A 26111-nucleotide genomic window follows, 5' to 3' on the forward strand; every position below is an offset into this window, starting at 1 on the left:
TCTTTTTTCGTTTTTCGCAGGTTGTGAAGCGATTCGGAATGAACGAAAATAAGACGTAGCGGACGGCAAGACATTACAGGAGAGAGGTTGCAAGCGCTATGAAAGTGGAAAATCGCATGAACCGGGGCGTTGGCTCACGGCGGCAGCCATTGCCCGACAAAAGAATGGCCGGCGGCAGCCGCCCGCCGTCATGGCGGTGGAAACAGATGAAAAAAGATCGGGCCGTGTATGTGCTGTTGCTGCCGGCTTTGCTATCGGTGTTTGTCTTTTCGTACATGCCCATGCCGGGATTGATTGTGGCGTTCAAAAATTACGATGTGTTTGCAGGCTTTTGGGGCAGCGATTGGGCGGGCCTGACGCATATCAAAGGCATTTTCCAGATGCCGGCCATGTCCGCCGCCATTCGAAATACGCTGTTGATCAGCGTGCTCAACCTCCTGATTGTGTTCCCGGCGCCCATTTTATTGGCGCTGCTGCTCAATGAACTGAGGCAGCAGCTGTTTAAACGCATTTCGCAAACCTTGCTCTATTTGCCGCACTTTTTATCCTGGATCTCTGTCGTCGGCATCGCCTATGCGTTTTATTCGCTCTACGGGCCGTTGAATGAGCTTCTCGTGACGTTGTTCGGCGAAGGGACGGAACGCGTGCTGTTTTTATCGGACCAGTCGCTGTTTATTCCCAACCTGCTGCTGCTGACGTTGTGGAAGGAAGCCGGATGGAGCACGATCATCTTTTTGGCAGCGATTTCATCGGTCGACCTGGCGATGTACGAGGCGGCGCATATGGATGGCGCGAGCAAGTTCAAGCAGGCGCTGCACATTACGCTGCCGTCCATTTTGCCGGTCATCATGATCATGCTCATTTTTCAGCTCGGCACGTTGTTCAAGAGCAACTTCGAGCTCGTCTACGGACTGCAGAACCCGTATGTCGACATGGAGGTCATTTCGACGCTGATTTTCAAGCAAGGCATCCAGCAAGGCTCGTACTCGCTCACAACCGCGCTCGGCTTCGTCGAAGGCTTGGTGGCGCTGACGCTGACCATTGCGGCCAACTTCATTTCGAAGAAGCTGACGAATAACGGAATCTGGTAAGGGGGCCAACGGCATGAAAAACCAAAGCTTGGGTTATCGCCTATTTACAATCGCCAATTATCTCTTTATTACCATGCTGGCCCTGGCCACCTTGTATCCGTACCTGAATACGCTTGCAGTGGCGTTGAACGACGGCGGCGATACGATGCTCGGGGGCGTGACGTTCTATCCGCGCATGCCGACGCTGGAGAACTTCACGACAATTCTGTCGAGCGAATCGATGCTCCGGGCGCTGTTCGTTTCGGTGCTGCAGACGGTGCTTGGCACCCTGCTCGGGCTGATCGTCCAATTTACAGCCGCGTACGCCCTGACCAAGCGCAGGCTCGTCGGAAGGACCGGCATCTTGCTTTATCTGACCATTCCGATGTTTATTACCGGCGGGCTCATCCCGACCTATTTGCTGTATTCCAATCTGCAGCTGCTCAATACGTTGTGGGTCTACGTGCTGCCGGGCGCCTTTTCGTTCTTCAACGTCATCATTATCCGCACCTATATGTACACGCTCCCGGAGAGCCTGGAGGAGTCGGCGAAGATCGACGGCGCAGGCGAGTGGAAAATATTGTGGCGCATCGTGCTGCCGCTGTGCCGCCCGATCCTGGCGACGATCGCGCTCTGGACCGCGGTCGCCAATTGGAACGACTGGACGACCACGCTGTACTTTATTACGAAGAGCAATCTGCAGACGCTGCAATACAAGCTGATGCTGATGATCAAGGAGAGCGAGATGATCGCCCGCCTGATGCAGGAAGCGATTGAACGCGGCGAAACGGTGCCGAACTATACGGCTCGCGTCACGTCGGAATCGATTCGCGCCGCGCAGGTTATCATTACGACGATCCCAATCATTCTCGTCTACCCGTTTTTGCAAAAGCATTTTATTAAAGGGGTGTTGATCGGTTCCGTGAAGGAGTAGCGCATGCGCGGACCGCTCGCATAAAAACAAAATTCCGGAAGGGACGGTAACGAAATTGACGACAACCACGCACAGGAGAACGACAAAGACAGCGATCGTGCTCATGCTCGTCCTGGCCTTGCTCGCTGCATGCAGCGGCAACGAAGGGGGCGACAACAACGCGACAGGCGGCGTCAACAACGGCGAGGAGACGAATGCCGGCGCTGGCGCAAGCAATGAAGGGGGAGGAGGCGCCGAGGGAGAAGCGTCGGCCACGATTCCGGTCGATACCCGGGACAGCTCGGAGCTGCCGGACTGGGACGGCAAGGAGCTGAGTCTGCGCGTCTGGTTCAACCAGGGGACCGGGGGCTCGTTCGCAGGGGCGCGCAAATACACCGACGACCTCGTGTCCGACGAGATCGCGCGCGTAACCGGCGTCAGACTCGACCTGGAAAATTCGTTCGACAACGGCGGCAGCACGACGGGCGAGGTGAAGCTCGGCATGATTGCGGCGTCCAACGACTGGCCGGACATCATTATTAACGGGAATGAATTGAATACGCTTGCAGACAACGACAAAATTTACGACTTGACCGAGCTGATTCCGACCTATATGCCGAATCTGTCTGCGAAGCTGCCGCCATCGGTCGAATCGGTGTGGAGCAAGCCGTATATTAGCCGGGACGGCAAAATTTACGGCATTCCCGCGGGAATCTACAATAGCGCTCTGCCGCAGCTGTACGAGGATATCGATCCCGCTAAATTTCCGCAGACCAGTCCCTACGGCTATATTTTCGTACGCGACGACGTCTTGAAGCAAATCTATCCGGATGCGAAGTCGCAAGCGGAGATTGAAGCGCTGTACGAGAAAAACGGCCAGTTCACGAAGGATGAAGTGCTGGACGTGCCGATTCGGTCGGAGGACGAGTTCTTTGAATTTTTGTATAAGCTGAACGAGCTGGCCGTGACGGAAAACAACAAGCAGGTGCCGGTCATGTATCTGTCCGCCGGTCAGGATAACTGGGGCTTGCTGACGACGCTCAGCGGCGCACTGTCCGGCAGCTACTCGCCGAACGGCGAAAACAATTACTTTACGTATTGGGACAAGGAAACCGGCCGCATCGAATGGCGGTTTTTGCAGGAGGAGTTCAAGGAGCGGGTGCTCCGGTTCAACAAGCTGCTGCGCGACGGCGTCGCCTCCAAGGAAGCGATGGTCGATCCGTACAATGTCTTCACCGAGAAGCTGAATAATGGCGAATACCTGGTCGCCTATCAGAACACGCCGGATAACAACATGCTGGAGCAAGCGGGCAAGCCGTACCGGTATCGCAAGGTGTACCTCGACATTCCGTTCAATTACGACAAGTATGTGCTGCCGACCAACTTCCCGGATACGGGCAGCCGCATCTATATTGTGAAGGATGCGGTCAGCGAGGAGGATCTGCCGCAGGTGCTGCGCTGGCTCGATTACCAGCTCTCCGACGCGGGGGAAAAGCTGTGGTACTGGGGCCCGGCGGACGCGGGACTGTTCACGGAGGACGCAGACGGTCAGCGGAGCTACACCGATCCCGAGCTGGAGGCGCAGCTCGCGTACGGCGAAGCCGGCAAGAAAGCGCAGGAGTACGGCCTGTGGGTCAACGACAATTCCAGCGACGACCGCATTCATACCGGTCTGATTACGTTCATGCCGAAGGGGCGGTTCGACCCGCTCAACTGGTACCCGCATGAGAAGTTCAGTCCGAAAAATGCGACGACGAATTTCGATATGGCGCGTGTCGGCACCTATGAAACGAACGATACGAATACGGCGCGCTTCTATTCCCAATTCGGTCTTGTGCCGGAGGCGCAGGAGGTCTGGAAGAAGCGGGCGAATTTTGAGGATGCGTTGACGAAGACGCTCGTGGCCAAGGATGACGCGGAATTCGAACGGCTCTGGACCGCCTTCCTCACCTCGGCGGAGAACGACGGCTTCAATGAAGCGATGCGGCAAAAAATCGACGAGGCGTTCCGCGAAGCGAATGCGCCGTTCATGGCGAATATTACGAACTGATTCGATCCGAGAAAGGACGTGACCATATGGAACAGTGGCGAGTATCCGGGCGTCGATGGCGGCGCGCGACGATCGCCTGCTGTCTTGCAGGCTTGCTGGGCTTGGGCGTTCCGTTGCCGCGGGATACGGCGGCCGCCTTTGGACCGGCAGAGTGGACAGTGACCGAATTCAGCGCCGGGGGCACCACGACCTCCAGCACGGTAACCGAGCAGGACGGCGAGATCGAGCTGACGACCAATGGCTGGAATGTATGGGGAGCGGCTGACGGGGCCGGCTTCGTCTCGGAGCCGATGGAGCTGCTGCACGGCGCGTGCAGCATCGTCGGCATCAGCGGGACGCTCGAATCGGTGTCGGGCATCGTCAACAGCAACGCCGCTGCCGGATTGATGTACCGCGAATCGCTGGACGGCGATGCCAAGAACGTCATGCTGCGCATGCAGAACGGTGCGCTGCTGCTGACGTATCGCAGCGAGACGGGCGGCCAGACGCAGTACAAGCGGGGCGCGACGCTGACTCTCCCCGTGGAGCTGAAGCTGGTGCGTCAGGGCAATACGTTCGCAGGCTACTACAAGCAAGACGGCGCCTGGATGCTGTCGAACTATGTCGAGGTGGCCATGGAGGACGAGGGGCATGCGGGTCTGGCCGCCTACTCGGCCGATGCGACGCCGATCGAGGCCGTCTACACGGACATCGAGACCTCGGCCGAGCATTTGCTGTCCGGAGAGGTGGAGGGGTATACGGATACGGAGCCGATCCCGGAGGATCTGCTGCTGCGCGAGCGATTCCAGGACGGCTCGGTGACCAATGGCCCGGTTGCCGTCAACAATCCGATCTGGGGCGGCACCTCGCAGGCCTGTCTGGCCGACGATGACGGCGACCTGTCCTGGCGTCGCAGCGGTGCGAATGGCATCGTGTACACCGGGGAGCGGGGCTGGACCGACTACTCGGCCAGTGTCGATATTCGGCTGGATGACGGCAGCATCAACAAAAACCTGGCCCAGCTGATCGTGCGCGGCCGCACGCATGTCATCTATGGCGAGTTCTATTACGCCATCGGGTATGACGGCAGCAATCGGATCGTCATCGACAAGGCGTTTCGCAATACGGTCAAGCGGCTGAAGACGACATCGATTGCCGATGCGGCCGATGGACAATGGCGGACGCTAAAGGTCGAGGCGATGGATCACACCTTGAAGGTGTATCTGGATGATGTGCTGGTGCTGGAGCATACCGATGAAGCGATGCCGAACCTGCGGGGCGGCGTAGGATTGCGGACGGAGGACAGCGCCGTGCAATTCGACAACCTGCTCGTGTTCAAGCTGGATGACCCGCTCGGCGGCGATTACGACAATCTGGTCGGCGGCAATTTCGATCAACCGGCTCCGCCGGGATACGAGTAGAGGGGGAATGAAGCATGGCATGGGCACCTACTAGCAGACGCGCGATCGCCAGACTGCTCGTCGGCGTGATGCTGCTGACGACGCTGGCTTACGCGTTCCCGCCGTTCACCGGCGCGATTGCACGGGCGGAGACGACGAGGGACGCGTACACCGCGACCCCCGCCGGCACGGCGGATCAGCTCCAGGGCTCGCACATTGCGCCGAATGCCGGCAATGGACTGAGCAACATTCGGGAAGACAACTGGGCCTTGTACGAGGATGTCGATTTTGGCGCGTCCGGCGCGGTCGATGTCGGCTTCCGCGCAGCGGTGCCGTACGCGAACGCCGGCAATACGATCGAGGTCCGGCTCGGTGCGGCCGACGGCGAGCTCGTCGCCAGGCATCATCTGGTCGGCACCGCGACCGGTTATTCCAACGCGCAGTGGCAATATGTCGCGCTCAGCGAGACCGTGACGGGCGTGCATGACGTGTATGTCGTGTTCGTGCTCGATCCGCTGAGCGAAGGCACCGGGTTCTGCAATCTGGCCGAATGGCAATTCGGCGCCAGCTATCGCACGGATACGACTGCGCCCGTGACGACGGATTACTTGTCCGGCACGTACGATGGCAGCCAGTATACGTCGGCAGTGACCGTGACGCTGGCGGCGAGGGACGATTACCGCGGGGTTGCCCAGACGGTGTACAGCGTGGACGACGGCGCGACCTGGCAGTCGTACACCGCTCCACTGGTGTATGACGTGGAGGGAGAGTACAATCTCCAGTACTATTCGACCGACGCGGCGAGCAATGCCGAGACTGCGCGCACTGTCAGCTTCACGATCGCCGATCTCGGTACGCGCTCGGCATACGCGACGCTCCAGGCGGAGACGGCGTCGGAGCTGTCCGGCAATAATATCCGGGCGACGGAGACTGCGGTCATCGGCATCAATACGGGCAATTGGATGAAGTTCGAAGCGGTCAATTTCGGCGATGAAGGCGCGCTCGACGTCGCCATGCACGTCGCAGTGCCGAACGTTGCCGAAGGCAATCGGATCGAGGTGCGTCTGGGCGCGCCGGACGGCGAGCTCGTCGGCGCTCTGCGCCTGCGCGGCACGGCGGAGAATTATACGAATGCCGCGACGCAGCGAACGGCGCTGCTGCGCACGGTGACCGGGGTCCATGACGTCTATCTCGTATTCGCGGTCGGTCCCTACTCGACCTCGGCGCAATATTGCAACATCGACTGGCTCGTGTTCGGCGACGCGTATGCAGCCGATACGACGGCGCCGACGACGACCGCTCGGCTGAGCGGCACGCTGACCGGCAGCGATTATACATCAGCTGTCACAGTGACGCTGGATGCGTACGACGACTACCGCGGGGTGGCGCAGACGCAGTACAGCACAGACGGCGGTACGACCTGGCTGCCCTATGAGGGCCCTGTAGTCGTGCGCCGCGAAGGATCGCATACGATCCAATATTATTCAATCGATCTGGCGGACAATGAGGAGGCCGTTCAGACGGAATCGTTCGTCATCTCCGACCTGCCCGACCTGGCTGTCTTCCATATGACGAATCAGATGCGGCCGGGCGAGATCGCGCAGATTGTCGGCGATTATCTGGACGTGGTGGATGCGGTGCGGCTGTTCAAGCTGCCGGACAGCGCGCCGACGGGCGAGCCGGCCTTCGTGCTGCGGCCGAAGAGCCATACGACGGAAGGCGCGGGGGGCAGCGCGTACGAGACGACGGCCGTATGGAGCGAGGCGGATGCGGTGTCGGCCGAGATCGTCGGCCAGACCCGGCAGCTCGTGCAATGGCAGGTACCGGATGCGCTCGATCCCGGCGTCTACTCGGTCCAGCTGGATGTGTACGGTCAGCCTGGCCGTGCGCTCTATCTGAACGCGCCGGACATCACATGGATCCAGGGCGATGACGGCAAGGAAGCGACGCCGGGCGGCTGGATCCGGCTGACGGGGCGGCAGCTGTCCGAAGACGGATTCACGCCGACCGTCGTGCTGGAGGCGGTGGCGACCGGGCAGCTGACGACGCTGCCAGATGTCGAGGCGATCGATGCTTACGCACTGGATGCGAGCCTGCCGAGCGGCCTGGCGACGGGCGCATACCGGGTGTATGTGCACAATGGACGCGGCGGCCCGAGCGCCTGGAGCGAGCCGTCTGCGCTGCAGCTGAACGCCCCCGATGTGTGGCCGGACACCGTCTTTGACGTCAAGGCGTACGGCGCCAAGGGCGACGGCGTCGCCAACGATTCGGCGGCCGTGCTCGATGCGCTTGCCGCGATCGAGGCGGCGGGAGGCGGCGAGCTCTATTTTCCGCGCGGCCGCTATCATTTGACGGTCCCGATCGAGCTGCCGGTCTATACGACGATGCGCGGCGAATCGCAGCAGCTGACGGAGGTGTTCTGGAGCCCGTTCGAGTGGGATTACAATGATTTGCCGGAGGCGGTCATCGAGGGCTCGCACCATTTTGCGATTCGCGACATTTCGTTGCGGGCTTCGCGGGCCGGGCATTTCGTGCTCGGCGAGGAGGGCACCGAGGACGCCGGCTACGTGACGATCGAGCGGGCGCGCATTTTTTCCGATCCGTACATGGGACATGTGCCCTTCGATCTCAGCGTGGCGCTGCAGACCGAGGTCGAGCAGTTCCGCGCGAACCACGGCAACAGCCTGGATGTGGTGCGGCTCGGCGGCAAGCAGATCCGCATTATCGACAGCGAGCTGACCGGGCCGTACCGGCCGTTTCAGCTGGCTCGCGCCGAGGGAGCCGTCGTGCGGGGCAATACGTTCTACCATGGCGGCTGGTACAGCTTCCACGGTGCGGACGAAGTCATTTTCGAGGATAACAACATCGTGCCGCTGTCGATGTGGACGACCGGCGGGGGCTTCGGCAAGCCGCTTGACTTTGGCTCCCGGCATATTTATTTCGCGCGCAACTCCTTCTCGAATATCAACGGCAACGACCGCGAGGTCATGACCAATGACGGCGGCAGCGGCGCGTATACGGGGGCGATCGCAGCGGTGGACGGGACGACGCTCACGCTGCCGGCGGGAGCCGCGTCCTGGCAGCCGGGCGAATGGAGCCGGGGCGGCGGCGTGTTTATTCTATCCGGCACGGGAGCGGGGCAGATGCGGCAGATCGTGACGCATACGGCCGATGTGATTACGCTGGACGCTCCGTTCACGGTGGAGCCAGACGAGACGTCGGTGCTCTCGATTACCGCTATCAACTTTGACAATCTGTTCGTGGAGAATACGTTCTACCGCACCGGGGCGCTCAATCTGTACGGCGAGGGCGTCAATATGGTCATCGACGGCAACACGTTCCGCCAATCGCAGGGCATCTTCGCCTGGGCGAGGCTGGTCTACGGCGGCAATCAGCAGCAATGGTACACCGATATCAAAAATAATGTGCTGGCGGACGGCAACTACTCGCATTGGTACGGCGTCGAGGACAATCACTCCGGGCCGTCGACCATCAAGGTCACGACGCAAGGCAATTACACGCTGACGATCGGCGCGATGGTGCGCAACAATACGCTGATGGAGAACAGCGCGCTCATCCTCAACGGCGGCTCGACGCAGCAAGGGATGAAAGGGGTCGTCGTCTCCGGCAACCACTTCGCCGATACGGGTACGGCGATCACGGTGCTCGGCGGCGTCAACGACATCGTCCTGTCCGACAATACGTATGACACGACGGCGCAGGAGCTCGAGGTGGACAGCTCGCTGCTGGCCAGCGGCCGGGTGCGAGAGCTGGACTGATCCGGGGGGCGCATCGGGGGGCCGATGTGCGGCGGTCCAATCGAGAACAGGCAGCTTGCGGCGGCAGTCGCCCTTGACGGCGACTGCCGCTATTGCATGAGGAAGGATGAGGACGGCATGGGAACGAGAATCGAGAGTGTGCATGTGAATGCGTCCGTGCGCGGATCGGCGCGCAAGCTGATCCGGCTGGACGGACAGTGGAAGCTGCGTCTGGACCCGCAGGAGCTGGGGCTGGCTCAGGGCTGGGCCCGGACGCCGCTGGAGACGACGCTGCGCTGCCGGGTGCCGGGCTGCATCCAGCAGCTGGAGGCGCTGGCGGCGGACGATCCGGGCAGCGGCGGCCTGCACAATGGCTATCTGGGCACCGCATGGTACGAGACCGAGCTGCAGGCGGCTGCCCCGGCGCCCGGCGAGCGGCTGTGGCTGAAGCTCGGGGGGATCGCGCCGGCGGGACATCTGTGGGTCAACGGGCAATACGTGGATTACTATGCGCAGCCGAATATATCCGCCAAGTGGGACATCACGGATGCGGCGCTCGGGCCCCGGCATGCCGACGGGCAGTCGGCGCTCGCGCTGCGGATCACGATCGCGATCGTGGAGCAGGAGCTCGGCCTGCTGGGCGGGTACCGCTTCGCCGACAATCACTGGTCGGGCGTGTATCGCAGCGTGGAGCTGGAGTACAGCGGGGCGGTGCATGCGGAGGACCTGTGGATCCGGGCGAGCCTGGACGGCCCGGCGGCGGCAGGCGAAGGCGTGGCCGTATCGGGGGATGCGACCGTGCGGCTGAGCGGCTCCGTCTGGAATCGGACGGGGCAGGCGCAGCGGGTGCGCGTGCATGCGAGCGTACAGCGCTGGCAGCCGCAAGAGAGCGGGGCGGCCCAAGCGGCGGCCACGCTGGCGGCGGCAGAGGAAGTGGACGCGGAAGAGAAAGTGAAAGTGAAAGTGAAAGAAGCGCTTGGCGCCGGTGGCGCGACGCCGCAGGTCCAGGCCGTAGTCGAGCTGGCGGCGGGTGCGCCGACAGCGGTCGCGCTGGCACTGACGCTGCGCGGCGCGGCGCTGTGGAGCTGCGAGCAGCCGGAGCTGTACGTCCTGACGCTGCAGGTGCGGGAGGACCGCGAGGGCGGCGCGCTGCTCGACGAGCAGCGCCAGCGCTTCGGCGTGCGCGAGCTGCGCGCCGCGCAAGGCAGGCTGGCGCTCAACGGCCGCCCGTTATTCGTACGCGGGGCGGGGGCCGAGTTCATGTCGCCGACGATTCACCCGCTGAGCGACCGGGCGATCATTCGCGCGCGCTGGTCGATGCTGCGGCGGCACGGCTTTCAATTTTATCGCTGTCATACCTATATGCCGACTGACGAGGAGCTGGAGATCGCCGACGAGCTCGGCCTGATCCTCACCTCGGAAGTAAGCCTGGTATCGAACTTCGCCAAGACCTATCCGTTCGACCGCGGCGCGGCGCTATTGGCGGCGCATATCCGCCAGACGCGGCACTTCCCCGCGCTCGGCATCTACGGGCTGGGCAACGAAGGCAGTCAATTGATGGTGCATGATCAGCAGGAGTACGAGCATGCGGTGGCGGGCATCGCGCTCGTGCGCCGCGAAGCGCCCGATCACCTGGCGATGGCCGCCTTCGGCATGCAGGGGGAGCTGCCCGAGCTGCCGGGCGACGTCGAGAGTCCGCATCTGTGGAGCCATGAATTCCGCATTGCGTACGACGGATTGAGCCGCATCCCGTGGCCGCTGCTGGGCGACGCGGTGCGCGACAAGCCGATGCTGATCCACGAGTACGGTAAGTTCGGCGTCTGGCCGGACGCGGCGGAGCAGGCGCTGTATCCCGCCGACGGCTATGCGATGCCCTTCGGCGACGACGGACGCGAGGCGCTGGCGAGGCAGGGGCTGCTGGAGCACGAAGCGGCGATCGTGACCGCCTCGCGCCGGCTGAGCGACCTGTGCAGCCGGTTCATCCTGGAGGAGGCGCGCAGGCAGCCGGAGGTGAGCGGCTACGTCCTCTGGACGTTCTTCCGCAAGGGCGCGCAGAATGCCGGACTGGCGGACGATATGGGCATAGGGTCCGATCATGCGCCCAAGACGTACCGGGACGGCTGCAACGCCGATGTCGCGCTGCTGATCGACCGCGGGCTGGACGGACGCACGTACCGCTTCGGCGAGCGGCTGGAGATCGATGCGACGGTGTCCAATTACTCCGGTCGGGACTTGTCCGGCGCGCTGCTGGCGTGGGCCCTGGACGACGCGCGCGGGAGGTCGTGGCTGACCGGCACGGCGACAGCAGGTGCCGCGGAGGACGGCAGCTGCCGGGTGCAGGCGACTATCGCAGGCGAGGTGCCGGCGTGGTCGGCGCAGGGCGAGCGGCTGCGGCTGCGGCTCGCGCTCTACGCGCCCGGCGCGACCGGGAGCGCCGCGGCGCAGCCCCTCGCCGCCAATGCGTGGGACCTGTGGGTATTTCCGGCGCTGCGCGCGCAGGGCGGCGCATTCGCGCCGGACGCGCTCTTCGCGCTCGCCCGTGCAGCCGAAGCCGCTGTGGACAAGGGGGACGCAGGCGGTGTCGCAGAGGCGGGTGAAGGCGCGGGTATAGAGGCGGACTCGGGCGCGGACGCAATTGCAGCAGCGGACGAAGGCGCAATTGCAGCAACGGACGCAAGCGCAGTTGCAGATACGGGTCGCGGCCTGCTCGCGCATCTGCTATCCGATTCCCGCGCGGCGGCGCATTACCGCCGGCTGCTGCCCTGCAGTGTGCCGCTGCGCGATGTCGATTCGATGGTGCGCGGCTGCCGTTCGTGGCGAGGCATGGACGAGCAGGCCGCATTCGCCGTCCGCCGGCCGTCCGCAGTCGTGACGGACAGCTGGGAGGATGCGCGCCGACTGGCGTTCGAGCACGGGGTGCCGACCGTGCTGCTCGATCACGGGACGCTGCCCGCGTCCTGGTATCCGGAGCCGTCCGTGACGCCGGAGGGCGAGCGGATCGATTACTATCGGCAGTTCACGAGCTTCCGCGCCGGCTGGGACCAGGGCAATCTGGCGACTGTCATCCACGCCGACGAGGCGCTGCGCGGCTTTCCGCACGAGCCGTTTTGCGACGCGCAATTTTACCATATGGTGCAGGATGCGGCGCCGCTGCGCGTCGCGCGCGTGCGGCAGACGGTGCTGGAGGCGCTCGGCTCATCGCACGGCGCACAGCCGGCGCTTGCGGCGCCCGAGCTGAAGGTGATCGTGCGCTCGGTGCCGCGGTTCTCGGAGGCGGCGCAATCGGCGATCGTACTGCAGGATCCCAATGCGCGGCTGGCGCATCGTCAGCGGCCGATCCGGCGCATCGCCACCGAGGATCGCGCCTATCTGCTGCGCGTGCGCGTCGGTGCGGCCGTGCTGTATATTTGCTCGCTGCAGCCGCTGCTCGATGCGGCGGGACATTATTTGCTGGGCCTGTTGCTCTCGGCAGCGGGACAGGAGGGAGGGCAACGCGATGAATAGCGAATTTGCGGTCCATGACGGCGTCGTGCGCAGCCGGCTCGGCTTGCCGGCGACGCCGCGCTGGATCACGGACGGGCGTCTGGCGGTGGAGCTCGACGATTACGGCGTCACCCAGGTCGATTATTTTTCGCGTCGCCAGCGGCAAGGCTCGCCGACGCTCTTTTATCAGCGGCTGTTCCCCGGCTTCCGCGTGTACGTCGAGCGGGATCGCAGGCGCTACAGCCCGCAGCCGGCCGATTGCGAGCTGCTGCCGTTCGGCTATCGCTGCCGGTGGCCGGTTGACGGGATCGACTTTCGCCTGGAATGGGCGGTCGCAGGGGAGCGGCTGATCGTGCGGCTGACCGCGCCGGAGGATGTGCCGGAGGACTGTCTGTTCCGCCTGGAGTTCCACGACGCGTTCGGCCTGACACCGCGGGACGAGGACGATGCCCGCTACAAGTCCCGCGGCGAACGGCGGGACTGGCTGGCGTGGCAGTTCGAGGCGGAGCGCGCGATGCTCGTCGGCGGCTTCCGGGCATGGCCGGAGATCGCGGCGGGCGAGCAGGCCGGCGCAGCGGCTGCAGCTGCGCCGGCGGAAGCGGCAGCAGAAGCGGCGGTGGCAGATGGAGCCGCGGCGCAGATGCCCGGCGACGCGGGCCCATCCAGGGGCGGCGACAGCGGCGCAGTCGCGGGCGGTCACCGCACGCAGTGGATCGGCGTGGCGGCGAGCTTCCCGGTGCGCTGCGCCCAGACGCCGCGCAACCGCAAGCTGCAGCTGATCGGCACCGAGCCGATGCGCGGCGGCCGCAGCTACAGCTATGCGATTGTATTTGCCGACGAGCGGGAGGCGCTGCTGGCGGCTGGTTCGCCGACCGACGGCGAGCTGGCCCGCGCGCTGGCTGCGATGCATGCGCGCTATGCCGCGCTGGCGGCGCGCACGCCGCGGCTGCGGAGCGGGGATGCGGAGTTGGACGCGTACTTCGCGCTGCTGCCGATGCACCACGAGCCGTGCAAGGTGCCGGACGAGCCGGGCGCGCTCAAGGCCAAGACGTCGCAGTACTGGGTGTGGGGCTGGGACGGGCTGACGAGCAATCAGGCGAGCTTGTATTGGGGCGACGAGGCGGCAATCCTCGACATGCTGCGCTTCTATCGGCGCACGGCGCATCCGGTGCACGGCATCGTACACGCGTACCGGCCCGACGGATCGGCAGCCGACTACAGCGCAGTGCCGGCGCAGGGCATGTACATTACGCTGCTGCAGCAGTATGCCGCGTGTACGGGCGACGCGAGTGCGGCAGCCGAGCTCTACCCCTTCGCGCGCGAGCTGTTCGCGGCGATGGCGGCGCTCGAGGTCGGACAGACGGGGCTATGCGTCGGGACGTCGCTGTACCCCGATTTTCGCGAGCTGATCCTGGAGACGGGCCGGGATATCAGCAGCATGAACAATACGTTCTTTTATTGTGCGGCGCGTGCGATGGCTTACCTGGCCGACGTGCAAGGCGACGAAGCGACGAAGGCGCAGGCGATCGGCATCGTCAAACGCTTCGAAGCGCATTTTGCGCCGTTGTTTGGCGATCCGACGCATCGCTTCCCGGTCAGCTCCGTCGACGCGGATACGCTGCAGCGGCGCGAGGCCTTTCACAATTGCGCGGTGAAGTGGGACAACGGCTACATGCGCGAGCTGACGCAAGGCATGCATGCCGATCATATGCAGTTCTTCGAGCGCGAGCTGCTCGCCCCCGGCGGCGTGCGGCCGATCCCCCTCTGGTGCGAGGCGTACGATGCGGATGCGAATCAACTGCACGCGTGGTGGCCGGTGACGGGGGAGTATTACATGCGCCTGATGAATCTGATGGACCGACCGGACCTGCTCGGCCGCTGGACCGGCTGGCTGCGCCACTGGTACCGGCAGCTGAGCTGCCCCGAGGGCGTGCCGCTGTATGCGGAGCGCGCGGAGCCGGAGGCGGACCGGTGGAATGCGGTGCGCGGCGCCTGGCAGGCGTACAGTATGCGCGCCTGGTGGCAGGCGGTCGTGCACGGCCTCGTCGGCATCGACCTCGATGCCGGCGGCGTGCACCTCTATCCGAGCTCCGGCCCGGCCGCGACGCTCGAGGGACTGTACTATCGGGGGCGGCGGCTCGACGTGGAGGTGCGCGGACAGGGGCCGTATCTGACCCGGCTGACCGTCAACGGGCGCCCGCTGGCCGCCACGCACAAGCTCCCCTCTGATGTCTGGACGGGAGTGGGCGGACGCGACCGGATCGTCGCCGTGCGCGGCACGACGCCGCCCCCGGGCCCGCTGCTGCTGTACGGGTACGGGATCGAGCTGACGGGCTATACAGCCGGGACGGACGGCATGGCCGCGCTGGCGACCGGCGCCGGTCTGACGCGCATCGCGGTGCGGTTCGAGGCATCGGCGGCGGAGCGTCTCGTCGTGCGTGTGGACGGTGCGGAGGTGCCGCCATGGGAGGGGGCCGCGGTCGGCGAGGGGACAACCGGCGCAGAGGCGGCGGTCGACTGCGTCCGCTTGTACGAGCTGCCGCTGCACCCGGCGGAGCCGCGCAGCCTGGACATCCGGGCGATCCCCGTCGGCCCGGCGGCGCTGGCCGGTGACGGAGCGGCACGAGACAAGGGGGCCGAGGAGGCGGTCGAGGAGGCGGCAGGTCTTGCGGATGGAGACAGACTGGATCAACTAGCAAAAAGGAGGCAGTGAAGCAGCCATGGAACGAGAGGAACATTATGATGTCGTCATTGTAGGCGGCGGCATGTCGGGCGTGTGCGCGGCCCTCGCCGCCGCGCGCAGCGGCGCCCGCACGGCGCTGCTGCAGGATCGCAGCGTGCTGGGCGGGAATGCGAGCTCAGAGGTGAGAATGCACATCTGCGGCGCCTCCAGTCAAGGCAAACACGCCAACGCTCGGGAGACCGGCATTGTGGAAGAAATTTTGCTGGAAAACAAAATGCGCAACCCGTCGCATTCGTTTTATGTATTCGACCGGATTTTGTGGGAGAAGGTGCGGTACCAGGAGGGGCTGGATCTGTTCCTGAATACGGCGATGCTGACGGTTGAAATGGAGGGCAAGACGATCACGGCGGTGCAAGCCCGTCAATCGGTGTCCGAGCAGCCCTTTCGCTTTGCGGCCAAGCTGTTTATCGACTGCTCGGGGGACGGGCTGCTGGCGAAGCTGGCGGGCGCCACGGTCATGCGGGGCCGCGAGGCGGCCGATATTTTTCAGGAGCCGGGCGCAGTCAAGCGTTCGGACCCCGTTACGATGGGCAACACGATTTTGTTTCATGCGATCGATGCCGGCAAGTCCGTGCCCTTCGAGCGCCCGGCCTGGGCGCACAACTACCGGGAGTCCGAATGGATCCGGAATATGAAGTTCGTCGAGATCGACTCCGGCTACTGGTGGCTGGAGGTGGGCGGCACGGAGCTGGACATTATCAAGGATCACGATCGGATCTATGAGGAATTGCTAAAGATTGTGTACGGCGTCTGGGATTTTATCAAGAATGAACTGTCGCCGCGCGCGGATACGCTCGTCCTCGACTGGGTAGGCAGCATCGCCGCCAAGCGGGAGAGCCGGCGCATCGTCGGCGATTATGTGCTGAAGGAGCAAGACTTGCTCGAATCCCGGACGTTCGCAGACGCCGTCGCTTACGGCGGGTGGCATATCGATGTCCATCAGCCGGAGCGGTTCTATACGGAGCGGGTGCAAGGCCTGCCGGAGCAGGAGGAGAAATCCATATTTTTGGATGACTTGTACGCAATCCCGTATCGCAGCCTGTATGCCCGCGATGTCGATAACCTGCTGATCGGGGGACGCATCATCAGCGCCTCGCACCGGGCGTTCGGCTCCACGCGCGTGATGGGGACGTGCGCGGTCGTCGGTCAGGCGATCGGTACGGCTGCGGCGATGGCTGTCCAAGGCGGCTGCCTGCCACGCGAGCTGGGCGGACGCATCGGCGAGCTGCAGCAACAATTGCTGAAGGACGATTGTTACATCCCCGGTGTCGCCAATCGCGACGAGGCGGATCTGGCGCGTCAGGCGCATATCGCTTCTTCCTCAGCCGTTGCGGACGGCGCTTGCGCGCATGTGGTCAGCGGGATCACGCGCACCGTGAAGGCGGACAGTCATCTGTGGATGTCCGAATCGCTTGAGGCGGGAGCGCAATGGATTGCCTTGTCCTGGGCGCAGCCGGTCCGGTTGTCGGAGCTTCGTCTGACCTTTGACAGCAAGCTCTCCGCGGAGATCATGCCGTCTCTCTCCCGCTGGATCCAGAGCAAGCAGGACCCGCATGTGCCGGATACGCTGGCCGCCGATTACGAGGTGGCGCTGTATCGGGGCGGCGATCTGGTAGGGGAGCAGCGCGTATCGGATAATTACCAGCGCCTGCGTGTGCATGGGCTGAATGCGGTGTTGTGCGACCGGGTGAAGATCACGGTCACGCGCACGCGCGGCTGTCCCGAGGCCCGCATCTTCGAAATTCGCGCCTACGGCGAGCAGCCCCAATGAAGCAGCGGCAGGACTCGGAAAATCGTCGCGGCGCGCGTGCGGACGCCTCGACGCTGTGGTACCGGGAGCCGGCGGCCAACTGGAACGAGGCGCTGCCGCTGGGCAACGGCCGGATCGGCGCGATGGTCTACGGCGGGGCAGGCGACGAAACAATCAGCTTGAACGAGGATACGCTGTGGAGCGGCTATCCTCGCTCGTCTGACGGGGCGGGCATGCACCGCCATTACGAGCAAGCGCAGGCGCAGGTGCTGGCCGGGGAATACGCGCAGGCCCAGCGGCTGCTGGAGCAGCAGTTCGGAGATCACCTGGTGCAGATGTATCTGCCGCTGGCCGATCTGCAGATCACGATGCCAGGGCATGAATCGCCCGCGGATTATACCCGGCGCTTGACGCTGGAGGATGCGCTTCATACCGTGACCTGGCAGACCGCGCGCGGCCGGTACAGCCGGGAGATGCTGGTGAGCGCCCCCTCGCAGGTGGCAGCCATTCGCATCGCTTGCAGCAATCCCGGTCAAGTCAGCCTGGACGCGCGCTTGACCGGACGGCTGCGCTGCGAACAGAGCGCCGCGCCGGATGGTCGCACCGTGTACCTCGAGGGCAACTGCCCGGTGTGCGAAGCGCCTTACGGCCAGACCCATTCCGGCGAAGCCCACAAAATATACGACGCGGACGATGCCCGCAAAGGCGTCGGATATCGCGCCGGGCTGCGGGTCGTGGCCGAGGGCGGGGAGGTGCGCTGCCGCGACGGCCGGCTGCAGGTGCGCGGCGCGGATACCGTCTGCCTGTATGTCGCCGTGCGGACCAGCTTCAACGGCTACGACAAGCATCCGGTGCTGGCAGGCAAGCCTTACAAGGACGCGTGCGTGCGAGACCTGGATCGGGCGGAAGCGAAAGGGTACGAGGCGATTCGCGAAGCGGCGATTGCGGACTATCGGCACTTGTATGATCGCGTCGAATTGGCGCTCGGGGCAGACGACGACCGTCTGCTGCCGACGGACGAACGGCTGCAGCGGCTGCAGCGCGGGGAGCGGGACAACGCGTTATTTACCTTGCTGTTCAACTACGGCCGCTATCTGACCATCGCCTCCTCGCGCAGCGGCACGCAGCCTGCCAATCTGCAGGGCATCTGGAACGACAAGCTGGTGCCGCCCTGGTCCAGCAATTATACGCTGAACATCAACACGCAGATGAATTATTGGCCGACGCTGCTCTGCGGGCTGGAGGAATGCTACGAGCCGCTGCTTCGCCTGGCGCGGGAGCTCGGCGAAGCAGGAGCACGAACGGCTCGGCATTACTACAATGCGCCCGGTTTTGTGTGCCATCACTCCACCGATCTTTGGCGCTTGACGCATCCGGGCACGAATCGTCTGCCGGGCAATGCCCAATGGGGGTTCTGGCCGATGGCCGGCGGCTGGCTCTGTCAGATGATGTATGCGTATGAGCGGCACACAGGCGATGCGCAGCTTTTGCACGAGATCGCGCCGACGATTGAACAATGCGCCGCGTTCTATCGCAGCCTGCTTGTGGAGAAGGACGGCCAGCTCGTTTTTTGCCCGTCCACCTCGCCGGAGAATCGCCATCTGATGACCGGCGCGGGAGGGCTCGGCGATCGGGAGTCGTCCCCGCTGGACATCACGACGACGATGACGACGGCGATCATTCGCGACGTCTTCACCATCATGGCGGAGATTGCCGAGCGCCGTGGAGGCGACGGCGGACCTTACGCGCAGCTGGCGGAGCGGCTGCCGGCATATGCCCTCAATCCGGACGGCAGCTTGCGCGAATGGTACGGGGCATACGAAGACGCGGAGCCGCAGCATCGCCATCTCTCCCACTTGTACGGATTGTTTCCTTCGGGGCAGATTCGGCGCGAGGATGCCGGGCTGCGAGCGGCTTGTAGACGAACGCTGGAGCTGCGCGGCGACGGCGGCACCGGCTGGAGCCTGGCATGGAAGATCAACCTGTGGGCGAAGCTGGGCGAAGGGACGCGCGCTTACGCCTTGCTGCGCCGTCAGCTGCAGCCGGTCGCCAGCGCGACGGAGCAGCAGGATGCAGGAGGAGGCAGCTATCCGAATCTGCTGTGCGCGCATCCGCCCTTTCAGATCGACGGCAACTTCGGCGCCTGCTCCGGCATTTTGCAAATGCTCGTTCAGATCGAAGACGATCGGGTCTATTTGCTGCCGGCTCTGCCCCCGGAGTGGAGCAGCGGACGCGTGCGGGGCCTGCGTCTGCCTGGCGGAGGCCGGCTTGATTTTGCATGGGTGGACGGCCGTGTCGTGAGCAGTGCGATCCATGGCGGCAAGCAGGCATACAGGATAGTATAACGCGGTGCTCGAATGCATCATGCGTGCCGTGGATGATATTCCCCGGCGGCAAGCATGGGCCGGCAAGCATAGGCGAACTGCCGGCCTGTCCGTGCACGCGGACCCGGGGGCTCTGCCGGCTGTTACGCCAGCTGCTCTGCCGGCTGCTCTGCCGGCTGTTACGCCAGCTGCTCTGCCGGCTGTCATGTCCGCTGCGGCGCCGCAATCGTCCGCCCGTCGTGGAAGCCGCCCCGAATCCGCGTGTGCTGATGCGGCGCATTGGGATGGGCGATCCGCCACAGGATGCGATCGGCGGCCTCGTAGCCGGCCTCGCGAATCATCAGCTGCGGCCGGCTAATCGGCAGCGCTTCTTCCGGCGGGGCATTGCGCAGCGCGACGAGCGAGCAGTCCTCGGGGACGCGGATGCCGAGGCGGTCCAGCGCCGTCGTGATCTGGTCGCAGTCCTCGTCGATCCCGACGAGCAGCGCCGTGGGACGATGCCGGAGAAAGGCCGCCTCGAAGTCGTCCGCCGTGGCGCGCAGCGCCGGCTCGCCCAGGGCCGCCATCATCTCCTGATAGGCCTGCCAGCGGTGCATATAGCCGCGCTGCGCGGCGATGTCGCCGATGTAGAGCAGGCGGCGGTGCCCGGCGCGGGCGAGCCGATCGACCGCCATGCACACCGCCTCGTACACGTCCCAGATGACGCTGTCGACCTGGGTCAGCGGACGCGGGTAATTGATCAGCACCTTGGGCACCCGGTACTTGAGCAACTGCTCCTCCATCGAGCCCGAAGTGAGCCGCGGTGCGATCAGCAGGCCGTCGGCGTGCGTCAGGTTGCGCGTCTGCGCCCATTCCTCGAATTCGACCTCGCTCAGATTCTCCTCCAGCACATAGCAGTCGAGCCGGTGCTCGTACTGGCCGAGACGCTCCTGCAGCCCGGCCGTCAACAGCCGGTTGTACGTCAGCGACTGGTGCGATTGCACGAGCACGAAGCGCAGGCGATAGCTCGGGTAAGGCGCGATGCCTTGCCTGACCAGCTCCCGTGCCTGAGCGGAGGACATGTACCCCCGCAGATAGGCGGTCCGCATGATGCGGCCGCGCGTCTCCTCGGACATGCCGGGCCGCCCGCGCAGCGCCTTGCTGATCGTCTGGATGGAGATGCCCAGCTCGGCCGAGAGATCGGCCAGCGTGGCGCGCTTGCGTCTTCCCATGAATGTGTGCCTCCCAATGTTGCGGTTAGCCGCAATGTACGCTGCTTCTATTTTAAACAAAAGTTAAACTATTGTGTAGCGCGCGCTGCGCCTATACTGAGAGGCAATACGTGCAGGAAGGAGCAAGCAAATGATGAACGCAACACACACAAGCGAGCACAAAAAACTGGAGGCCGATGTCGTTGTCTGCGGCGGCGGACCGGCGGGCATCAACGCGGCGCTGGCTGCGGCGCGGGGAGGAGCCAAGACGCTGCTGATCGAGCGCTATGGCTTCCTCGGCGGGATGTCGACGATCGCGCTCGTCTATCCGTGGATGACGTTCCATACCATGGAAGGCAAGCAGGTCATCGGCGGCATCGCGCAGGAGATCGTGGATCGGCTGATGGCGGAGGACGCCTCGCCCGGCCATGTGCGCGATACGGTCGGCTTCGTGAACACGATCACGCCGTACGATCCCGAGGTGTACAAGATCCTGATCCACGATATGCTGCGCGAGGCGGGGGTCAAGGTGCTGCTGCACAGCTTCGTGGATCGCGTCAAGACAGACGGCGACCGGATCGCGCGAGTGGAAATCACGACCAAGTCGGGCCGGTATGCCGTACATGCCAGCCAGTATGTCGATACGACAGGCGATGCGGATCTGGCCTACCTCTCCGGCGCGCCGTGCCTGCAGGGGCGGGACGGGGACAAGCTGACGCAGCCGATGACGATGAAGTTCCGGATGCGCGGCGTCGATCTGGACCGGGTCAAGCAGTACATGCTGGATCATCCCGACGAATTTTACAAGAAAACGCCGTTCGCGGAGCTGCCGGAGCTGCCGCTCTCCGGCGTGCTCGGCTACTACAAGCACTGGAAGGAGGCGGCGCTGCCGATCAATCGCGACCAGGTGCTGTTCTTCATCGGGCCGGGGCCGGACGAGGTGCTCGTCAATACGACGCGCGTACAGGGGCTCGACAGTACGGATGTAAGCGATCTGACAGAAGCGGAGGTGCTCGGCCGCAAGCAGGTGCGCATGGTGGCGGACTTCATGAAGGGGCTGCCGGGCTTCGAGCAGGCGCGCTTGTCCTCGGTGGGCACGCAGATCGGCATCCGCGAATCGCGTCGCATCGAAGGTCAGTACGCGCTCCAGGTCGAGGATGTGATCGAGGGCAAGCCGATGGACGACTGCATCGCGCGCAGCGGCTATCCGATCGACATCCACGACCCGTCCGGCAAGGGCGTGACCGCGGCATGGGTCAAGGGGGACGGCGCGTACGATATCCCGTACCGCTGCCTGCTGCCGCAGCGGATCGCCAATCTGCTCGTCGCCGGACGCTGCATCTCGACGACGCATGAGACGCTTGCGACGACGCGGCTCACGCCGAGCTGCATGGCTACCGGCCAGGCCGCCGGCACGGCGGCTGCACTCGCCGCGGCGCAGGGCATCGCGCCGGCGGAGGTGGATGTCGCGCTCCTGCAGCAGCGACTGCGCGAGGCGGGGGCGCTGCTGCGGCAGTAGCACGCATGGGCCGGACTGGTACGGCGGGCGGCCCGCGAGACGCGGCCGCTGGCCTGGCCAGCTGCTGCCTCGCGTATCGTTTCGCCCCGTGACCAGGGACTCGGCATTCGAATGAAGGAGGTACACATGCAGCAACCGAATATTCTGCTCATCACGACGGACCAGCAGCGGGCGGACTGCCTCGGCGTCGCCCGCTCGGCGCATCCGGTCATGACGCCCCATCTGGACCAGCTCGCCTGGGAGGGGGTACGCTTCACCCGCGCCTACAGCGACTGTCCGCTCTGCATTCCGTCGCGGACGACGATCATGACCGGCCGTCCGGCCTATCAGCACGGCGTCGACACGAACGGCGAGTTCCGCATTCCCGAGCAGCCGCAGGACACACTGCCGGGCCGGCTCGGCGCTGCCGGCTACCAGACGCACGCCGCCGGCAAGATGCACTTCCATCCGCCGCGCAACCGCAACGGCTTCGAGCGCATGCGGCTGCTTCCGGAGGACTACGTCAACTGGCTGGAGCAGGCCGGCTATGGCGGCATGTACCGCGGTCACGGCATGGGCGGCAACGAAGTCCATCCCGTCTTCAGCGCGGTTCCCGAAGCCTATACCGCGACGAGCTGGACGGTCGAGGAATCGATCGGCTTCCTCAGACAGCGCGACACGGAGGCGCCGTTCTTCATGTGGACCAGCTTCGAGGCGCCGCACCCGCCCTTCGACCCGCTGGAGTCGTATGTACGGTTGTACGACAGCATTGCGATGGCCGATCCGGTCGCGGGCGAATGGAACGGCGAGTCGGCGCCGCAGTGGGTGCGGCACCGCCGCTTGTCGCGCAAGCTGGATCTGCTGAGCGAGCAGGTCGTGCGGGCGGCGCGCAAGCACTACTATGCGATGATCACCCACATCGATTACGCGCTCGGCCGGCTGCTCGGTGAGCTCAAGAGCCAGCGCTTGTGGGAAGACACGATCATCGTGTTCGCCTCCGACCACGGCGAGATGCTCGGCGATCACGGCTTGTTCCACAAGTCCTGCTTCTACGAGCCGTCAGCCAAGGTGCCGCTCATCGTCAAGCCGGCGCGGTCGACGCCGCTGCCGCTGCCGGCCGGCAGCGTGTGCGACAGCCCGGTGCTGCTGGCGGATCTGTATCCGACGCTGACACAACTGACCGGCTGCGCCAGGTCGGGCGACGATGCGCGGGAAGGCCGCTCGCTGCTGGAAGCGATGGAGCCGGGCGGCGAGCGGCGCGTGCTCTACGGCTATATTCAGGATGAAGGCGGCTTGTATATGGCCACGGACGGCAGCTGGAAGTACCTGTACTACGCCCAGGACGGGCGGGAGCAGCTGTTCCGGCTGGTTGACGATCCGGACGAGCGTCAGGACCTGAGCGGCGCGGACGACGAGCAGTCGCGGGCCGTGCTGGCGGAGTATCGGGTCCGGATCGCCGACCAATTCGCCGCCCACGGCCTGACGGACGGCGAAGGCGCGCTGCAGCTTGGCATGGCGGATGAATCGGGATCGGATGAGCGGCGTCATCGCACGGCCAATCCGTTCGCGTGGCGCGGGCCGATTCATCACGGCGGGCACTGGTAACGGGAGACCAAGGGGGAAGGAGGCGTCAGGCAAGGTGAGCGGCCGATGCGCCATCGCTGCGGCGAAGACGATCGACCGCAGCGATGGCGCGCGTCCCTGCTCCGCAAAGGACGGCTTGCCCGGTTCTGCCCGGTTCGTCTTGAAGCCGGGGTGGCCGACGGTTACCAGACCTGTACTTGCAGATCGGTTGAATCCGGACGGGGCGGCAGATCGGCGTTGCGGTCGTCATTGGCGAAATAGCCGAGCCCGAGCACGCCGGCAATGCGCTCATCCTCCCGCACCTGAGCCGTAGCGAGAAGGCTGGCGCAGCGCGAGTAATCCGCCAGCTCCCACGCCATGCCGATCCCCTGCTCCCAGGCGAGCAGCTGCAAATTCTGAATCAGGCAGCAGGCCGCGGCAAAATCATCCTCAGCCACGTGCGAATTGGGGCTGTCGGGCACGGCCACAATCAGCAGCAAGGGCGCTTCCTTGAGCACGGTCGCCAGCGCGGGATAACGGGAGGAGTCAACTGTTGTGCGCAGCCGCGGACGCGCACTGTCGGTGATGCGGATGAAGCGCCAGGCCTCGCGCAGCTTGTGCGTCGGCGCCCATACGGCGTCATTCAACAATTCAAGCAGCAACGGCTCGGCGATTGGCCGGTCAGTGAACCGGCGGGCCGGACGCATTTGTTCGAGCAAGGCTGTCATATTCATGCGAATCAACTCGCTTTCGGGTCATAATCATGAGGATCAGCGCAGCAAGGTCAGTTTGTCCTGAGCCGGCGTACGTCGTTTGGCCTTTGGCGCTTTGGCGAAGCGTCCGAGGTACAGGATGCAGACGATGCGCTGATCGTTGCCGAGTCCGAAGCCCTGCGCGATGCAGGGCTTGTGCAGGATGGGCTCGGTGTTCCAGACCAGTCCGATGTCGCGGCTCCAGGCGAGCAGCGTGAACCGGTGAAGCGCGGCATAGACGGAGGCCAGATCGCGCTCCGCTGCAGCGCCGGTGCGGAGCTGGACGATCAGGTAGGCCGGAATGCGCGCCAGTCGTTCCTGCATGACCCGATTCAGCTTGTCGGGCAAGAAACGGTAGAGCCCCTGCTCGCGGTAGGCTTCCATGATGATGGCGGCGGCACGCCGCTTGCCGTCGTCGGAGCCGACGAAGATGTAGCGGGCGTCCGGCTGCGTCCAGTCTGTTGCGACTGCACTGGCTGCGGCGTATAGCTGCGACAGCACTTCGGCGCGGTCGAGCGGGTCAGACGTGAAGCTGCGGATCGTGCGCCTGTCCCGGATCAGCGCGGAGATGCCGGACCGGGGTTGCGAATACTCGTTCATGGGATGCGTCCTTTCGATTATGTAGAGTTGGTATTCTCATCATACCGAAAATGAGAATCATTATCAACTGTTTCTTGATTGGTTTTTACAGCATTCCGGCAAATGGGAATGCGGGAAGGTGTATTGAAGGGGGGGTTCTGTTTGCGATATAATGAGAATGACTCTCATTGTAAAAGGAGCGATAAGCGCTGTGGAACTAATCGAAGCGATTCGCACGCGACGCAGCATCGGACGGGTCAAGCCCGACCCGGTGCCGTGCTCGCTGATTGAAGACATACTGGAAGCCGCCGTCTGGGCGCCGGACCATTTTCATGCCGAGCCGTGGCGTTTTTTTGTGATGGAAGGCGAAGGCAGAAGCGTACTGGGCGAGGCCTACGCCCAAATTGCGCTGCAGCAGCAGCCCGATCTCCCCGAGGGGGAGCAAGCGGCGGTGCGCGAGAAGCACCACGCCAAGGCGCAGCGTGCCCCGGTCGTCATCGCCGTAGGCGCCGTTTTGCCCGAGGAGGGCGATGTGCGCCGGCGTGAGGAATTGGCCGCTACACATGCCGCCGTGCACAATTTGCTGCTTGCCGCCCATTCCAAAGGGCTGGGCGCGATTTGGCGAAGCGGCGAGCCGATGTACGATGTGCGCATGAAGCAGGCGTTTGGCCTTGCGGCCAAGGACGAAATCGTCGCGCTCGTCTATCTGGGGTATCCTGCGTTCGAGCCCAAGACGCCGCCGCGAGCGCCGGCGGCAGACAAGACGGTGTGGCTGTAAGGGTGGTAGGCGCAAATGCGACTTGAGGGAGCGAGCGAATAGCCGCCAAAATGGCGGCTGCAGGCGTGCGCGCCCGGGGGAGCGAGCGAGTAGCCGCCAAAATGGCGGCTATAGGCGCGCACGCCCGGGGAGCAGAGCGACTAGCCGCCAAAATGGCGGCTGCAGGCGTGCGCGCCCGGGGGAGCGAGCGAGTAGCCGCCAAAATGGCGGCTGCAGGCGTGCGCGCCCGGGGAGCAGAGCGACTAGCCGCCAAAATGGCGGCTACAGGCGTGCGCGCCCGG

The 26111-nt window shown here is 64.4% G+C and carries 16 protein-coding genes; 13 read left to right on the plus strand and 3 right to left on the minus strand.

Annotated features, from left to right (window positions below; all coding sequences use genetic code 11):
• Positions 1-206 precede the first annotated feature (206 nt).
• The 9 genes from IDH44_RS17555 to IDH44_RS17595 all read left to right on the plus strand — a co-directional run bounded on the left by IDH44_RS17555 (position 207) and on the right by IDH44_RS17595 (position 19491).
• Positions 207-1091 (plus strand): ABC transporter permease, encoded by an 885-nt coding sequence (locus IDH44_RS17555; RefSeq protein ID WP_190919944.1) that lies wholly within the window; start codon positions 207-209, stop codon positions 1089-1091.
• Positions 1092-1104: 13 nt separating this feature from the next.
• Complete coding sequence (locus tag IDH44_RS17560) at positions 1105-2004, plus strand: carbohydrate ABC transporter permease (RefSeq protein WP_190919946.1); 900 nt, start codon at positions 1105-1107, stop codon at positions 2002-2004.
• A 55-nt stretch (positions 2005-2059) separates the two neighbouring features.
• Complete coding sequence (locus tag IDH44_RS17565; protein ID WP_190919948.1) at positions 2060-4033, plus strand: type 2 periplasmic-binding domain-containing protein; 1974 nt, start codon at positions 2060-2062, stop codon at positions 4031-4033.
• A gap of 26 nt (positions 4034-4059) precedes the next feature.
• Positions 4060-5433 (plus strand): family 16 glycoside hydrolase, encoded by a 1374-nt coding sequence (locus tag IDH44_RS17570; protein WP_190919950.1) that lies wholly within the window; start codon positions 4060-4062, stop codon positions 5431-5433.
• A gap of 14 nt (positions 5434-5447) precedes the next feature.
• Positions 5448-9191 carry an OmpL47-type beta-barrel domain-containing protein gene (locus IDH44_RS17575; RefSeq protein WP_190919952.1) on the plus strand — a complete coding sequence of 1248 codons (3744 nt, stop codon included), beginning with the start codon at positions 5448-5450 and terminating at the stop codon, positions 9189-9191.
• A gap of 117 nt (positions 9192-9308) precedes the next feature.
• Positions 9309-12674, plus strand: coding sequence for a sugar-binding domain-containing protein (locus IDH44_RS17580; RefSeq protein ID WP_190919954.1), 3366 nt, complete (start codon positions 9309-9311; stop codon positions 12672-12674).
• Positions 12667-15366: a glucosidase family protein gene (locus IDH44_RS17585; protein WP_190919956.1), complete on the plus strand. Its 2700-nt coding sequence runs from the start codon at positions 12667-12669 to the stop codon at positions 15364-15366. Before IDH44_RS17580 ends, IDH44_RS17585 begins: the two co-directional genes overlap by 8 nt.
• Before the next feature lie 7 nt (positions 15367-15373).
• Complete coding sequence (locus IDH44_RS17590) at positions 15374-17167, plus strand: FAD-dependent oxidoreductase (RefSeq protein ID WP_190919958.1); 1794 nt, start codon at positions 15374-15376, stop codon at positions 17165-17167.
• Positions 17164-19491 (plus strand): glycoside hydrolase family 95 protein, encoded by a 2328-nt coding sequence (locus IDH44_RS17595; protein WP_190919960.1) that lies wholly within the window; start codon positions 17164-17166, stop codon positions 19489-19491. Before IDH44_RS17590 ends, IDH44_RS17595 begins: the two co-directional genes overlap by 4 nt.
• Positions 19492-19673: 182 nt before the next feature.
• On the opposite strand, the gene IDH44_RS17600 is transcribed toward IDH44_RS17595, so the two are convergent.
• A complete protein-coding gene (locus IDH44_RS17600; RefSeq protein ID WP_190919962.1) occupies positions 19674-20681 on the minus strand; it encodes a LacI family DNA-binding transcriptional regulator in 1008 nt (335 codons plus the stop codon).
• Positions 20682-20811: 130 nt separating this feature from the next.
• Between IDH44_RS17600 and IDH44_RS17605 the strand changes: the two genes are divergently transcribed.
• Positions 20812-22179: an FAD-dependent oxidoreductase gene (locus tag IDH44_RS17605; protein WP_223869782.1), complete on the plus strand. Its 1368-nt coding sequence runs from the start codon at positions 20812-20814 to the stop codon at positions 22177-22179.
• A 126-nt stretch (positions 22180-22305) separates the two neighbouring features.
• On the plus strand, positions 22306-23763 hold the full coding sequence (locus IDH44_RS17610) for a sulfatase-like hydrolase/transferase (protein WP_190919964.1): 1458 nt from the start codon (positions 22306-22308) through the stop codon (positions 23761-23763).
• A 161-nt stretch (positions 23764-23924) separates the two neighbouring features.
• Here IDH44_RS17610 and IDH44_RS17615 read toward each other — a convergent pair whose 3' ends face one another.
• Both IDH44_RS17615 and IDH44_RS17620 read right to left on the minus strand, forming a co-directional pair.
• On the minus strand, positions 23925-24455 hold the full coding sequence (locus IDH44_RS17615) for a nitroreductase family protein (protein WP_190919966.1): 531 nt from the start codon (positions 24453-24455) through the stop codon (positions 23925-23927).
• A 36-nt stretch (positions 24456-24491) separates the two neighbouring features.
• On the minus strand, positions 24492-25073 hold the full coding sequence (locus IDH44_RS17620; protein WP_190919968.1) for a nitroreductase family protein: 582 nt from the start codon (positions 25071-25073) through the stop codon (positions 24492-24494).
• Positions 25074-25263: 190 nt separating this feature from the next.
• Here IDH44_RS17620 and IDH44_RS17625 point away from each other — a divergent pair, with 190 nt between their 5' ends.
• Positions 25264-25830 (plus strand): nitroreductase family protein, encoded by a 567-nt coding sequence (locus tag IDH44_RS17625; protein ID WP_190919970.1) that lies wholly within the window; start codon positions 25264-25266, stop codon positions 25828-25830.
• A gap of 101 nt (positions 25831-25931) precedes the next feature.
• Positions 25932-26111: hypothetical protein (locus tag IDH44_RS26675; RefSeq protein WP_223869784.1), on the plus strand; the 180-nt coding region annotated here is incomplete at its 3' end.

It is taken from the genome of Paenibacillus sabuli, from assembly GCF_014705605.1.
In the GTDB taxonomy this organism is placed as follows: Bacteria; Bacillota; Bacilli; order Paenibacillales; family Paenibacillaceae; genus Paenibacillus_D; species Paenibacillus_D sabuli.